This window comes from Bacillus sp. CFBP9009, assembly GCF_036541465.1.
Classification (GTDB): Bacteria; Bacillota; Bacilli; order Bacillales; family DSM-1321; genus Peribacillus.
Genome location: NZ_JAZHFU010000011.1, coordinates 56,842 through 70,431 on the forward strand (window position 1 = coordinate 56,842; position 13,590 = coordinate 70,431).

Consider the following 13,590-nt stretch of genomic DNA (forward strand, 5'->3'; position numbering starts at 1 on the left):
CTCATACTTTCCAATTAGTATTATTATGTAAAATTGTTCAGTTGTTATCCAGCTGCTTCGCTTCTTTTACAAGCATGATTCCAACTAATCGATTCCTCTCCCACTCCTCAGGAAACACAGTCAATGGCGGATTGGTTTCATCCACTAAATAACTAAGTTCAATCGTCATTCCCGGGCGGCGGAATTCAGTTATGAACCAATCGGTATATCCGCTTCCTACCGCTTCTTTTTCCGGAAAGGTCAGTTCATATCCAGTCAATTCGGCAGTCTTTTTGGCAATGCCATAATCCCTCGCCATATTTTTCCGTTTATTATTGTAATGCCAAAAGATTTCCCTTCCTGAGGTATGATAGGAAACGGCAATAAGGGGATCGATCTCCTTCGTGAAATCCGTAAGCGCTATTACTTCAGCTGCTTCAAGTGGTTGTCGGCCCTTATAAAATTGATAAGTCGGTTTTGTTTCATGACTCATGACTTCTTTCCATCCAGCCGGATACTGCCTATTTAAATCAATGCCTTTAGCGTTGGCTTTCCACCGGGACCAATTCCTGCTATATCGGTTCATCTTCCATACCGCAGCCTTTTCAAGAACATTTAAGTTGGATAAATCTCCTTGCTGGATGCTGACGCCATCTGGATTCAACATCGGGATGAACCAGATGCTCACCTCATCCAATGATTCCGTCCGATATTCTCCAACAGGTTTGCCCGCTCGATAGGCGGCTGCATATTCTTCAAGCATGCTAATTAAAAGTTTGGAGCTGAGCCATTCCCGCCCATGATGTGATCCCACCAGCAAAATCGATCTTTTTCCTTTTCCTAACCTGACTGCCTTTATATTTTTTCCCTTTTCAGTTTGTCCGATTATTTGAACGTCCAATTCATACTGCTTTTGGATTCCTTGCAGATCCATTTCCATCTGTTCAGGGGAATACACTTCTGCCGCCAAAGATGGTTCAGGGAAAAAAAGAAGCACCAGTATTCCAATTACCATTATTTTTCTCATTTACTCACCTTTTATTTTTATTCAGGTAAAAAGCAACAACCGCGGTCCAAATACATCGCCACTTATTGTAAGGAAATGTTCTGTCATATCTGAACAAAATACAAATAGCTCCTTAATAAGGGGGAGAAGAACATGAGGATTGCTGATTATGATCAGGCATTGTTTCACACACACCGTTCTGATTGGGACAGCTTGTTAGTATTGATGGTTCGAACGAAAGATCACTTTCTTTCAAAAAAAATAGAACATTTTTTGCACGCTTACAGGTTTGAGCATGATTATCAAATCGTTCAATCCCAGCTGTATGCACTGCTTCGTTATCTGGATCATGCGGCAGAAAAAACAAGTGATTATTTAAGTGAACTTCCAAGCTAAAATCAACTATAGTTTTTGCAAAACGGGAAAAATTATACAAGAGGATTAATTTTCGGGGATATAACTTTGGCTGGTGAAACCCTATAAAAACAAGGAAGGGTCAGGTATTAATACCTGACCCTCATTTCATCATTTTTTGATTGCAGCATATGCCGTTGCATACATTTTAAGCTCTTCAATCATACCTTCTACAAGTACTGCAGATTCTTCAAATAAACCATCATTTTCGTAATCGAAGCAATGCGGATCCAGAACCAATTGTTTGGCGATCACATTTGCATAAAGGCTTCGACCCACTGTCCTCATGGAATTTAAGGCATTGATTCCGCCTTTTCCTCCGCCAGAGACAGCCAATAGAGCTACTGGTTTATGCGTGAATTGTTCACTGCTTAGAAAATCCAAGGCATTTTTCAAGGCTCCGCTCATGGAACCATGATATTCCGGAGTTGTCAGAATTACGCCATCAGCTTCCTCGATGCTTTTCCGAAGACCTTGAATCACTTCCAATTGATATTGCTCACCTTCACCTGAATATAAAGGGATTTCGTTATTGCTTAAATCAATAAGTTCCGCTCCGTATTTCTTGGATATGTAGCGTGAGGCAATCCCCGTACGCCCTTGTTTACGTGGTGAACCATTAATGATTACTAATTTCATGAATTAAACCTCCATTATTCCCGATGTTTTCCGAGATCAGTCGCCAATACAGTATACCAAAACCGAAACGGAATTTCCTAGAATTTTGATTTTTCATGCAACTAAAAATCAAAAAAACGAAAGACCGAAGAAGTCTTTCGTTTAGCTTTCATACATTTAAACCAATGCTTCAATCTTGCTCATGAAATCTTCCATGACTCCCGATAACTTGGACTCAGCTTCTTGCATTGATTTACCTTGGACACCGAAATAGAATTTAATTTTCGGTTCAGTGCCTGAAGGACGCAGGCAAACCCATGTACCATCCTCAAGGAAATACTTCAATACATTTGATTTCGGAAGCTCGATCAATTCTTCACCATTTGAAAGTAATGTACGCTTCTTGCTGCTTTGGTAATCCTCTTCAACGACTACCGGAATGCCAGCTATTCGGGAAGGAGGATTTTGACGGAATTGATTCAATATTCCTTGAATCTGTTTCGCTCCCTCAATGCCCTTTAAAGTCAATGAACGCAAACCTTCCAAGTAAAAGCCGTACTTTTCAAACACATTCAGCAACCCTTCATATAGGGTCAATCCCTGCTTTTTATAATGGGCACAGACCTCGACAGCAAGCACTGCAGCTTGAATGGCATCCTTATCACGTGCAAAGTCTTTAATCAGATAACCGTAGCTTTCTTCATATCCGAACAAAAAGCTGCTTTCACCGCTTTCATGATACTGATTTATTTTCTCGGCGATGAACTTAAACCCGGTAAGTACATCAACCGTCTTCAAGCCATATGACTCGGCAATCGTCCGCCCGATTTCTGAAGTGACGATCGTTTTTAAGACGACTCCATTTTGGGGAATCTTCCCTTTTTCTTTTTTCTGGGACAGTAAATAATCCAGGAAAAGGGCACCTGTTTGATTTCCAGTCAAGACAACATATTGGCCCATCTCGTCTCTCACGGCAATTCCAAGCCGGTCGGCATCTGGGTCCGTTGCTATCAATAGGTCCGCTTCCACCTTGTTACCAAGCTCGATGGCCATTTCAAATGCAGCTGGTTCCTCCGGATTTGGAGACTGAACTGTCGAAAAATCCGGATCTGGCAATTCCTGCTCCTTAACGATATGCAAATTTTGATACCCTAAGCTTTGCAGTGCCCGCCTGACGGATTTATTAGCCGTTCCATGAAGCGGCGTAAAGACGATTGAGACATCTATTTCCTCGGCAAGCTGCGGGTTCTCGGGGACTGTAAGCAACGCGCGATTATACGCTGCATCCACTTCCTCCCCAACCATTTCGATGAGGCCCTGCCCTTTAAGGACTTCAGCTTCTTCAACCTGAATTTCAAGCTCGTTTTCAATGGCATTCACGTAACTGATAACTTGATCCGCCGCTTCCGGTGGCAATTGTGCCCCATCTGACCCATAAACCTTGTAACCATTATATTCAGGCGGATTGTGGCTTGCCGTGATGACGATTCCAGCAAAAGCATTCAGCTCGCGAACCGCAAATGACAATTCTGGAGTTGGACGCAATTCATCGAATAAATAAGCCTTCACCCCAAATGTTGCCAAGGTCTTAGCTGCTTCAAGTGCAAATTCCGGGGACTTATGTCTTGAATCATAAGCAATCACAGCCCCTCTTCCTTTCGCTTCTTCCCCAAACGAAGAGATATATTGAGCCAACCCAACCGTAGCCTTCCTTACAGTATAAAGATTCATCCGGTTCGTTCCCGCTCCGATTTCCCCGCGCATTCCGCCTGTTCCAAACTCTAAATTCTTATAAAAGGCATCTTCGAGTTGTGCTTCATCCCGCTGCATTTCCTCAAGGAGGACACGTAATTCCCCATTTAAATTCTGGTACCCTGCCCAAGTGGTGTATAAAGATTTCCAATCCATCTCCAACATCTCCTCCCAAACGCCTCATATTTGTAATTATTATGTATCTGCCTTACATATACAAAATTATCACATTTATTCCAATAAATGAAGTAAAGGCTCGTAATGAAAAGAACCTAATCCAGCATTCTTCACATCACGAGCTCGTTTACCTCTTTATTTTTGGCCATCTTTGTAATGCAGGTGGTAAATATCATGGCGGCGATCCTTCAATTGCTTTACAGTACCAGACTGACGCTCCCGCCTTAAGATTTCCAAATCGACATCGCCAATCAGGACCATCTCAAGGTTCGGGCTGGTTTCCCCGACTATGCCGTCACGCGCAAATTCGAAATCCGATGGAGAGAAGATTCCCGATTGGGCATATTGGATATCCATATTTTCCGTTTGCGGAAGATTTCCGACCGTTCCGGAAATGACGGTGTAAATTTGGTTTTCCACAGCACGGGCCTGGGCACAATAACGAACTCGCAGATAGCCTTGCCTGTCTTCTGTACAAAATGGAGTGAATATGATTTTGGCTCCCATGTCAGTAGCAATCCGGGCGAGTTCCGGAAACTCAATATCATAACAAATTTGTATGGCGATTTTTCCACAATCCGTATCAAAGACACGAACGCGGTCACCTGCGTTAATACCCCACCATTTTCTTTCATTCGGTGTGATATGAATTTTATATTGTTTTTCAATCGTCCCATCACGACGGAATAAATAAGCGATATTATAGATATTGTCATCATCTTCTTTAACGAAATGGGAACCGCCGATGATATTGACGTTATACCTTACAGCTAAAGTTGTAAACAATTCAATGTACTGCTCCGTAAAATCCGACAGTTTCCGGACAGCCAAGCTTGGTGATCTTTCATTCAAGAAAGACATCAGCTGGGTGGTGAACAATTCCGGGAACACGGCGAAGTCCGCATTAGCATCCGAAGCAACATCGGTGAAATATTCGACTTGGTTAGCGAAATCTTCGAATGAATCGATTTTACGCAGCATGTATTGCACGACGCAGATACGTACCGGTTCCGATGTTTTATAATACCGTTTTGTTTTTGGCTGATAATCGACGTTATTCCACTCCATGAGCGTAGCATACTTATTCGATTGCAGATCATCCGGCAAGTAATTCGGATTGATCCTCATAAGCGTGAACCCATTTAAAAGCTGGAACGAAAGAACCGGATCATATATTTTATGCAATTGCACTTCTTTCACGTATTCCCTTGGTAACAGTTCATCCGCATGTTTATGGTAATTGGGGATCCTTCCCCCGATAATGATGCTTTTTAAATTCAAATGGGCAACAAGTTCTTTCCTTGAATCATACAGTCTTTGGCCAATTTTCATCCTGCGGAATTCAGGATGGACCATGACCTCGATTCCATATAAATTATAACCGTCCGGATTATGATTCGTGATGTATCCATTATCGGTTACATCATCCCATGTATGGCGGTCATCATATTCGTCAAAATTAATAATGAGGCTGGAACATGAGCCAATCACTTTTCCATCATATTCAGCCACAAACTGCCCCTCTGGAAAAATTGCCAGATGGCTCTCAAGCTGATCTCGCTTCCAGGGAACCATTCCAGGAAAGCAACTCGACTGCAAAGCAATTATTTCATCTATGTCTCCTAGCCTCATATTACGTATTTCCATTATTTTTTCATATTTATGCAGGTCCAAATTAGGCATTTTCCTCAGACTCCTTTAATCTCTTCCATAAGAATTATACCCCTTATTCAAAAATTAAAACAACTGAACCTACCCATGGATTTCAAATAAAAACATTCTGAATGTCCGTTAAAAGAATATATATTTTACATACGCGGTCCTTACATACTATACTTTTCATGAGAGTAAAAAGAGATGGGGAAGAGGAACCATGAACAATACAAAACGCAATGTGGAAAATTTATTATTTGTAGCCTGGGCTGCTTCCATCATTGCTATGTTTGGAAGCTTATATTTTTCTGAAATCAAGCAATATGAACCTTGTGTGCTCTGTTGGTATCAGCGGATCATCATGTATCCTTTTACGATCATATTAGGAATTGCAATCATTCGAAAAGATTATTGGATCAGCTTTTATACGATGATATTATCCGCTATCGGTGTATTCATTTCCACGTACCATTACTTGATACAAAAGGTTTCATTCTTTTCTGACCACACCCTTGCATGCGGAAGGGTTCCATGTACAGGTCAATATATAAACGTATTTGGTTTCATCACCATCCCGTTCCTAGCCTTGACTGCATTCATCATTATTTTCATATGCAGTTACATCATATGGACAAGATCCAAGGAGGTTGCAGCTTAATGAAGAAAATGGCTATATTTTTAGTGATAATCGTAGCGATATTTGTCCTGATGGGCGTTTTTACAAACTTGAAAAAAGAAGAAAAATCAAAAGGAAATCCGTACGGTAAGGATAAGCTTAAACCCGCTACTGTCGATCAGCTGGATGACCCCAATTATCAAAACTTGATCCTGCCGGAAGAATTGGAGCAGGACCTCCAGGATAATGAAGATGTGACCGTTTACTTCTATAGTCCTGAGTGCCCGCATTGTCAAAAAACCACGCCAATCGTGGCTCCTTTGGCAGAAAAGCTGGGAATCGATCTAGTTCAATACAATCTTTTGGAGTTTGAACAAGGATGGAGCGATTATGGCATCAAAAAGACTCCGACCATCGTTCACTATAATAATGGCAAAGAACAAGAACGGATCGTTGGCTATAATGATGAGGAAACGTTCGAGAAATGGTTCAAGGACCACGATATTAATTAAGGATGGAAAAAATGAGCCGGCCCTAACGGAAATGCTTCTCCCGTTATAGCCGGCTCATTTTTTTTGCCTTATACTAAATATTGATTCGCCACCTGGATGTCCATCATCTGCATCTCATTATTCGCTTCATGGTTTATACTTGAAAAATGGTCATAATAAAAGGGGAAGAATATTCCGCATTCATTCAATAGAGTGATGTTATGTTGGAACAATTCTTCAGATTCAGGTTCCATCACTATAAAATCTTCTCTCTTTTGTTTGTCTAATATAGACATAAGGACTTGAAGACATGTCATTACTTGAAATGCGTCTCTTAATGTTGCCAAGTAAGTAACAGAACTTTGATTGGGCTCTAAAACGCCAATCTCGCGAAAATGAAGAATTTCACTTTCCGTAAAGTATTTTGGAAATACAGATTCGTAGAAACGAGAAACGAGACTCGCTATTTCTTGCTCTTGTTCTTCCGTTGAAGAAAAGACCGTCTTCACTAAAAAAACCACCTTTTTTCAGATCCGTTAGACCTATCTATTATATGTATATTCTAGGACAAGCGATTTCTTTCCCACTAGAATAACATAAATATTGTAAAAAATATGTGGTAATTTCCACCACGAAAATTTCAGCAATAGGTCCAAGGTTACTTTTTCATGACTAATTCTTAATTATTATATATTTTTTTCATTTAATCAAAACCAAAGCAGTCGAAAGTAGGAGTTTTTATTGGAAAATTTCAGAATAACTAACCAACATTTAATAATTGATGTTCTCCAAAGTTGGAATGGATTAACATTGGAAAAGCTTTTTAGGGAGCGTTGGAAGGCCCCAAAGAAATTAGTGCATGAATGGAGGATGAGTAAAGAAGTGACAGTGAACGGGAATTCCGTCACATGGTCAACTATCCTTAATGAAGGAGATACGATAAGCATTCCCTTATTGGATCACGCTGAAAATGAAACAGTACAAGCTGCAGACTTAGGAATTTCCGTCTTATATGAAGATGATGTGTTGTTGATAGCCAATAAACCGGCTGGAATGGATACCCATCCTTCTCAGCCGGGTGAAGCACACTCCCTCCTCAATGGTGTCGCGCACCATCTTCAAAGTACCGGCCAGACCTGTATTATCAAGCATATTCATAGGCTTGATAAAGATACCACCGGTGCCGTCCTTTTTGCCAAACACCGCCTCATTGGGTCCATGCTGGATAGAATGTTGGAAGAAAGGGAAATCAAGCGGACTTACCTAGCTTTAGTCGAAGGAAACATTAAAAAGGATGAAGGCGAAATCAAAGAAAAAATTGGCCGCGACCGCCACCATGCCACGAGAAGAAGGGTTTCCCCTACAGGCCAGACGGCAATCACCCACTATCGGGTGCTCAACCGCGATACCAAGAAAAACTTGACGCTCGTCAGCTGCACCCTGGAAAGCGGCCGAACCCATCAGATCAGGGTGCATTTCAGTCATTTGAACCACCCATTGGCCGGAGATGCCTTATATGGCGGAAAAAGGACATTTCCACGTCAAGCCCTTCATGCAAGGAAAATTGAATTCATCCATCCCATTTCAGAAGAAAAAATGATCGTTGAAGCTCCTTTCATTGATGAACCTGAAATATTCGATGTCACCATTTAAACAAAAAAACACCGTTCCATTTCGGACGGTGTTCCAGTTTGTAGACAAAAGGGGGTTCTATCTAAATTTTTAAACATAGTTGATTGGAGCGGGTGTGCGAGACTCCTGCGGGAATAGCGAGTCCAAGGGAGACCCCACAGGCGCAAGTGCGCCGAGGAGGCTCCCGGACCGCCCGCGGAAAGCGAGTGCCTGAAGTGGAAATCAACGTCCAAATTTGTACAAGCAAAAAAAAAATGTAGACAAACTCGATTTTCATCGAGTATGTCTACAGTCTGAAACACCGTTCCATTTCGGACGGTAGCATAAAAAATAGCTGGCCACTTGGGCCAGCTTTATTTTTTTTATTTATGAAGCTTTTCTCATGCCTTTTAAGATAAGGCTTAAGATGAAGACAAATACGATTGCACCAATCAATGCTGGAATTATAGCGAAATCTGCTACTGAAGGTCCCCAGTTCCCAAGAATTAAAGAACCTAACCATGCACCAACAAAACCAGCGATAATGTTACCGATAATTCCAAATGGTACGTCACGTCCAACGATCATACCTGCTAACCAACCAATGATACCTCCGATAATTAATGACCATAAAAATCCCATAATATATTTCCTCCTTCAAATTAGTTATTTTTTCATTTCTGCAGCAGACTCCAAGAAATCAAATCACTTCCATATTGTCATGCCATTTTTCAGTTATTTTAACTTTTACATTCAAATGGTATGATGCCGATTAGCACGATATCTAATGAATGTGAATGCTTTAGTTATTGGGTAGAGTTAGCTAGCTATAGCCCTTGAGTAACTGATTGGACAATCCTCATGTTAGTGAATTTTTTCTTTTTGTTTGCCGCTGTACTCATTATTTTCCCCGTTTAAATAATCTAAAACCTAATTTTTTTAAAAAATATTTGGCAACGAAAACAGGATTATCAGACATATTAAACGGGTATACCATAGGCTTTAACTTTGTCACATTGTTAGTATAAGCAGTAACTGTCTCAAATATGTTCATAAAGGAAAAAGAAAAAGGATGCCCCAATTATCGGGACACCCTTCTATTATTTGCAGCATTCTTTTTAGAACAAAAGTTCATCGGGATTGCTGCCGAACCGTTCATTTTTGTTCAAGGCATCTATTTGATTCATTTCATTCAGGCTTAATGAAAAGTCAAATACCTGTGCATTTTCCTCGATACGGGACGGCGTAATCGATTTAGGTATTACAACTAGATCATGTTGTAGATGCCATCTAATCAACACTTGCGCTGAACTTTTCCCATGCTTCTTCGCTATATGATTAATTGTCGGCTCTTCCAATAGGTTCCCTCTGCCTAGCGGGCTCCAAGATTCAACCTTTATTTCATGTTTTGCACAGTAATCACGAATTTCGACTTGAGTCAAAAGTGGATGCAATTCAATTTGATTGACGACCGGCTTCACTTCACTGTTTGCAAGTAAATTTTCCAAATGATGAACATGGAAATTACTTACACCGATTGATTTTACCTTTCCATCCTTATAAAGCTTTTCCAAAGCCCTCCAGGTTTCCAGATATTTATCTTTTCCCGGCCAGTGGATCAAGTATAAATCCAAGTATTCCAAGCCAAGGCGATTTAAACTATCATCAAATGCCTGGAGCGTCGTTTCGTATCCTTGCTCTGTATTCCACACTTTAGATGTAATGAACAATTCTTCACGAGGCACGCCGCATTCACGAATCGCCTGACCAACACCTTCTTCATTTTCATAAATGGCCGCCGTATCGATCGCACGATATCCAACTTCGATCGCTTTCTTGACAGACTCAACCGTTTCATTGCCGTTTTTCACTTTAAATACACCAAAACCCAACTGTGGCATTTTAACTCCATTATGTAAGGTGATCGTTTCCCCAATGTTTGAAATCATTCCATCATTCCCCCTTACTTTTATTTTCCAATTATACATCCCTCCACCTTCTATTTCTAACCATAAGCCTCGGGATTTATAGAGTTCCTTAAACGAAACGCACCCATTTATATATAAAAAAGGAAACATTTTATTTTTTAATCATTCACTAAGTTAAATATTTTGTAAAAAAATGACGAAACATCTATCCTTATAGATATGAAATTCGTTACAATTGAATAGTTCGACTTAAAACCAAGTAAAAAAGAAGGTGTCAGCTTTTAAAGAATAATCAAACGTAAAACTCCCATTCTAAATATTGAGGAGTTGCAAACTGTTTTGCGCCCATTCATTGGCCAAAATCCATATACACTTTACACTTGAAATCAAGGGAGTCCTCCATGTATGAATAGCATACTCATCTTAACAGTGCTAATTATTATTTTTGCTTTGGTCTTTGACTTTATCAATGGTTTCCATGATACGGCTAACGCCATCGCTACAGCAGTATCAACCAAGGCGCTTAAACCACGTCATGCAATCATCATGGCTGCGGTCATGAATTTATTAGGAGCACTGACCTTTACCGGTGTTGCGCATACCATTACGAAGGATATCGTAAATCCTTTCACATTGAACAATGGTTCTTATGTAATCCTTGCTGCACTAATTTCGGCCATAATATGGAATTTAATCACCTGGTATTTTGGCATTCCAAGCAGTTCCTCCCATGCGATCATTGGTTCAATAGCGGGAGCTGCCATCGTGGCTAGTGGATTCGATGCGATTAAATGGAGTGGATTCACTAAAATTGTACAAGCATTGATTCTATCTCCCATCCTTGCCTTTACGCTTGGATTCATTGTATACAGTATCTTCAAGGTAGTATTCAAAAATAATAATTTAGGAAAAACCAATAAGCGATTCAGGAGAATACAAATTCTCACGGCTGCCATCCAGTCTTATACACATGGAACGAATGATGCTCAAAAATCCATGGGTATCATCACGATGGCTTTGATCGCTAACGGATATGCCTCTACCTCTGAGGTTCCTTTCTGGGTACAATTATCCTGCGCAATTGCCATGGCGCTTGGTACATCTATCGGAGGTTGGAAGATCATCAAAACCGTTGGCGGTAAAATCATGAAAATCCGTCCGGTTAATGGCGTTGCTGCCGATATGACTGGAGCAGCCATCATTTTCGGTGCAACCTTCCTGCATATGCCGGTCAGCACGACTCATGTCATTTCTTCTTCAATACTTGGGGTCGGTTCTGCACACCGCATCAAAGGGGTAAAATGGGGAACCGCAAAAAACATGTTGGTCACTTGGTTCATTACATTGCCAATTTCTGCTTCCTTATCTGGAATAATTTACTATTTGATTACTTTATTTTTATAGAACCTTTTGCCTTTCCATATCGGAAAGGCTTTTTTTTTTACAAATCCCCCTTATAAATGCAAGGTTTTTCCCTTTTTTTAATTTTCCTTGTTTTTTTATGTAAAGTTTTATTAAGATTTTGTAAATTTTCGTCGAAAAACCTTCACGGATACTACATGAATTCGTTACAATCAATTTGTTAATACTAAGCGTACGACTAAAGTGCGTAAATTTGCATGACTAATTGGGAGGCTTTAACATGGCTTTTAAATCAAAAAAAGACAAATTCGCTGTAATGCTTTTTAACATCGCTCAAAACCTTAAAGAAGGTGCTGACTATTTCGCGGATTATAAACTCAAGAACATCTCCGATCTCAAAGTATTTTCAGATACGATGAAAGACTTTGAGCATAAAGGCGATTCAATGGTTCATAATGTGATCAAAGAGCTGAACAATGCTTTCATCACTCCTATCGAACGGGAGGATATCCTTGAATTAACCATGAGAATGGATGATGTCATAGACGGTTTGGAACACTGTGCGGCATTATTCGAAATGTACTCAATTGTCAATGCAGATGAGTATATGCTTAAGTTTGTGGATGCAATCAAACAGTGTACGTATGAGATTGAAAATGCTGTCGATACACTATCCACTAAAAAATTGCCAATGATTCGTGAACATGCAATAAAAATTAAGGATCTTGAATCCGTTTGTGACGGAATTCAACGTCAATCAATCAAAAACTTGTTTACTGTTGAAAAAGATCCAATCAGGATCATTCAATATAAAGAAATTTACGAAAGCCTTGAAGAGATCGCAGATCACTGTCAAGCGGTGGCCAATACACTTGAAACAATCATAATGAAAAACGCCTAAGGAGTACCCCAATAAATGGATACTTTATTAATTATAACAATATTAATCGTTTTCTTTGCTTTAGCATTTGACTTCATCAATGGTTTTCATGATACAGCCAATGCAATAGCGACTGCTGTTTCAACAAAGGCCTTGAAGCCTAGGCATGCCATCATCATGGCAGCCGTCATGAATTTCGTCGGAGCCATGACATTTACTGGAGTGGCGAAGACCATAACGAAGGATATCGTGGATCCGTTCACGCTTCCGAATGGTTCATATGTAATTATGGCTGCTCTACTTGCCGCTATCATATGGAACCTTCTAACGTGGTATTACGGAATACCAAGCAGTTCCTCCCATGCATTGATTGGTTCGATTGCTGGTGCAGCCATTGCTGCAGCAGGATTCGCTGGAATTAACTGGGGAGGATTCATGAAAATTCTTCAAGCTTTGATCTTCTCCCCGCTAATTGCTTTTGCAATCGGGTTTATCGTATACAGCATCTTTAAAGTTGTCTTTAAAAACAATAACCTGACAAAAACAAACCAAAGATTCCGGACTATACAGATTGCTACTGCAGCACTTCAATCGTATACCCACGGAACGAACGACGCACAAAAAGCGATGGGTATCATCACGATGGCCCTTATTGCAAATGGTTATGCATCAAGTACCGATATCGCCTTCTGGGTCCAGTTCTCCTGTGCGCTCGCAATGGGACTTGGAACTTCCGTCGGCGGATGGAAAATCATTAAGACCGTTGGCGGCAAAATCATGAAAATCCGCCCGGTCAATGGTGTTGCAGCAGATTTAACCGGAGCCTTTATCATTTTCGGCGCGACTGTAATACACATGCCAGTCAGTACAACCCATGTTATTTCGTCTTCAATCCTTGGTGTTGGATCTGCGCATCGTGTCAAGGGCGTAAAATGGGGAACGGCAAAAAGAATGATCATCACTTGGTTCATTACCATTCCCATCTCGGCAACATTAGCTGGTTTGATTTATCTTTTAATTAACTTCCTATTCTAAAATAAAATCCCTTCCGGTTTCCATCGGTAGGGATTTTCTGTTTTACAAAGGATTTATCTATGCTTATT

The 13,590-nt window shown here is 40.4% G+C and carries 14 protein-coding genes; 7 read left to right on the top strand and 7 right to left on the bottom strand.

From position 1 onward, the window contains the following. Positions 1-37 precede the first annotated feature (37 nt). Positions 38-1,006, bottom strand: coding sequence for a M14 family zinc carboxypeptidase (locus V3595_RS21070; protein WP_485909306.1), 969 nt, complete (start codon positions 1,004-1,006; stop codon positions 38-40). Between the two features lie 132 nt (positions 1,007-1,138). On the opposite strand from V3595_RS21070, the gene V3595_RS21075 reads away from it, so the two are divergent. Further along, positions 1,139-1,381, top strand: a complete 243-nt coding sequence (locus V3595_RS21075; protein ID WP_048689737.1) for a YhdB family protein — start codon at positions 1,139-1,141, stop codon at positions 1,379-1,381. Positions 1,382-1,510: 129 nt separating this feature from the next. Here the strand turns inward: V3595_RS21075 and V3595_RS21080 are convergent, their stop codons facing one another. The 3 genes from V3595_RS21080 to V3595_RS21090 form a co-directional block, all read right to left on the bottom strand. Continuing rightward, on the bottom strand, positions 1,511-2,038 hold the full coding sequence (locus V3595_RS21080; protein ID WP_485909308.1) for an NADPH-dependent FMN reductase: 528 nt from the start codon (positions 2,036-2,038) through the stop codon (positions 1,511-1,513). Between the two features lie 156 nt (positions 2,039-2,194). Then, on the bottom strand, positions 2,195-3,925 hold the full coding sequence (locus V3595_RS21085; protein WP_485909310.1) for a phospho-sugar mutase: 1,731 nt from the start codon (positions 3,923-3,925) through the stop codon (positions 2,195-2,197). A 156-nt stretch (positions 3,926-4,081) separates the two neighbouring features. Further along, on the bottom strand, positions 4,082-5,629 hold the full coding sequence (locus V3595_RS21090; RefSeq protein WP_350301542.1) for a GNAT family N-acetyltransferase: 1,548 nt from the start codon (positions 5,627-5,629) through the stop codon (positions 4,082-4,084). A 190-nt stretch (positions 5,630-5,819) separates the two neighbouring features. On the opposite strand from V3595_RS21090, the gene V3595_RS21095 reads away from it, so the two are divergent. Both V3595_RS21095 and V3595_RS21100 read left to right on the top strand, forming a co-directional pair. Then, positions 5,820-6,257 (top strand): disulfide oxidoreductase, encoded by a 438-nt coding sequence (locus V3595_RS21095; RefSeq protein ID WP_485909312.1) that lies wholly within the window; start codon positions 5,820-5,822, stop codon positions 6,255-6,257. Then, positions 6,257-6,727 carry a thioredoxin family protein gene (locus V3595_RS21100; RefSeq protein WP_485909314.1) on the top strand — a complete coding sequence of 157 codons (471 nt, stop codon included), beginning with the start codon at positions 6,257-6,259 and terminating at the stop codon, positions 6,725-6,727. Before V3595_RS21095 ends, V3595_RS21100 begins: the two co-directional genes overlap by 1 nt. A 68-nt stretch (positions 6,728-6,795) precedes the next feature. Here the strand turns inward: V3595_RS21100 and V3595_RS21105 are convergent, their stop codons facing one another. Further along, positions 6,796-7,215 carry a DUF5365 family protein gene (locus V3595_RS21105; RefSeq protein ID WP_485909316.1) on the bottom strand — a complete coding sequence of 140 codons (420 nt, stop codon included), beginning with the start codon at positions 7,213-7,215 and terminating at the stop codon, positions 6,796-6,798. Positions 7,216-7,447: 232 nt separating this feature from the next. Here V3595_RS21105 and V3595_RS21110 point away from each other — a divergent pair, with 232 nt between their 5' ends. Further along, positions 7,448-8,359: an RluA family pseudouridine synthase gene (locus V3595_RS21110; protein WP_485909318.1), complete on the top strand. Its 912-nt coding sequence runs from the start codon at positions 7,448-7,450 to the stop codon at positions 8,357-8,359. Between the two features lie 345 nt (positions 8,360-8,704). Here the strand turns inward: V3595_RS21110 and V3595_RS21115 are convergent, their stop codons facing one another. After that, complete coding sequence (locus tag V3595_RS21115; RefSeq protein WP_170946860.1) at positions 8,705-8,959, bottom strand: GlsB/YeaQ/YmgE family stress response membrane protein; 255 nt, start codon at positions 8,957-8,959, stop codon at positions 8,705-8,707. A 476-nt stretch (positions 8,960-9,435) separates the two neighbouring features. Next, complete coding sequence (locus tag V3595_RS21120) at positions 9,436-10,266, bottom strand: aldo/keto reductase (RefSeq protein ID WP_350301537.1); 831 nt, start codon at positions 10,264-10,266, stop codon at positions 9,436-9,438. A gap of 384 nt (positions 10,267-10,650) precedes the next feature. Here V3595_RS21120 and V3595_RS21125 point away from each other — a divergent pair, with 384 nt between their 5' ends. From V3595_RS21125 to V3595_RS21135, 3 genes are all read left to right on the top strand, one after another. After that, positions 10,651-11,649 carry an anion permease gene (locus V3595_RS21125; protein ID WP_485909320.1) on the top strand — a complete coding sequence of 333 codons (999 nt, stop codon included), beginning with the start codon at positions 10,651-10,653 and terminating at the stop codon, positions 11,647-11,649. Positions 11,650-11,887: 238 nt separating this feature from the next. Beyond that, positions 11,888-12,508 carry a DUF47 domain-containing protein gene (locus V3595_RS21130; protein WP_350301535.1) on the top strand — a complete coding sequence of 207 codons (621 nt, stop codon included), beginning with the start codon at positions 11,888-11,890 and terminating at the stop codon, positions 12,506-12,508. Between the two features lie 15 nt (positions 12,509-12,523). Then, the gene (locus V3595_RS21135; protein ID WP_048689777.1) at positions 12,524-13,522 is read left to right on the top strand and encodes an inorganic phosphate transporter; all 999 of its coding nucleotides are present in this window, start codon (positions 12,524-12,526) and stop codon (positions 13,520-13,522) included. Positions 13,523-13,590 lie beyond the last annotated feature (68 nt).

What these genes read in the sequence shown, in the direction of transcription:
- V3595_RS21070 (WP_485909306.1), bottom strand. Translation starts at nt 1,006, where the DNA reads ATGAGAAAAATAATGGTAATTGGAATACTGGTGCTTCTTTTTTTCCCT.
- V3595_RS21075 (WP_048689737.1), top strand. Translation starts at nt 1,139, where the DNA reads ATGAGGATTGCTGATTATGATCAGGCATTGTTTCACACACACCGTTCT.
- V3595_RS21080 (WP_485909308.1), bottom strand. Translation starts at nt 2,038, where the DNA reads ATGAAATTAGTAATCATTAATGGTTCACCACGTAAACAAGGGCGTACG.
- V3595_RS21085 (WP_485909310.1), bottom strand. Translation starts at nt 3,925, where the DNA reads ATGGATTGGAAATCTTTATACACCACTTGGGCAGGGTACCAGAATTTA.
- V3595_RS21090 (WP_350301542.1), bottom strand. Translation starts at nt 5,629, where the DNA reads ATGCCTAATTTGGACCTGCATAAATATGAAAAAATAATGGAAATACGT.
- V3595_RS21095 (WP_485909312.1), top strand. Translation starts at nt 5,820, where the DNA reads ATGAACAATACAAAACGCAATGTGGAAAATTTATTATTTGTAGCCTGG.
- V3595_RS21100 (WP_485909314.1), top strand. Translation starts at nt 6,257, where the DNA reads ATGAAGAAAATGGCTATATTTTTAGTGATAATCGTAGCGATATTTGTC.
- V3595_RS21115 (WP_170946860.1), bottom strand. Translation starts at nt 8,959, where the DNA reads ATGGGATTTTTATGGTCATTAATTATCGGAGGTATCATTGGTTGGTTA.
- V3595_RS21120 (WP_350301537.1), bottom strand. Translation starts at nt 10,266, where the DNA reads ATGATTTCAAACATTGGGGAAACGATCACCTTACATAATGGAGTTAAA.
- V3595_RS21125 (WP_485909320.1), top strand. Translation starts at nt 10,651, where the DNA reads ATGAATAGCATACTCATCTTAACAGTGCTAATTATTATTTTTGCTTTG.
- V3595_RS21130 (WP_350301535.1), top strand. Translation starts at nt 11,888, where the DNA reads ATGGCTTTTAAATCAAAAAAAGACAAATTCGCTGTAATGCTTTTTAAC.
- V3595_RS21135 (WP_048689777.1), top strand. Translation starts at nt 12,524, where the DNA reads ATGGATACTTTATTAATTATAACAATATTAATCGTTTTCTTTGCTTTA.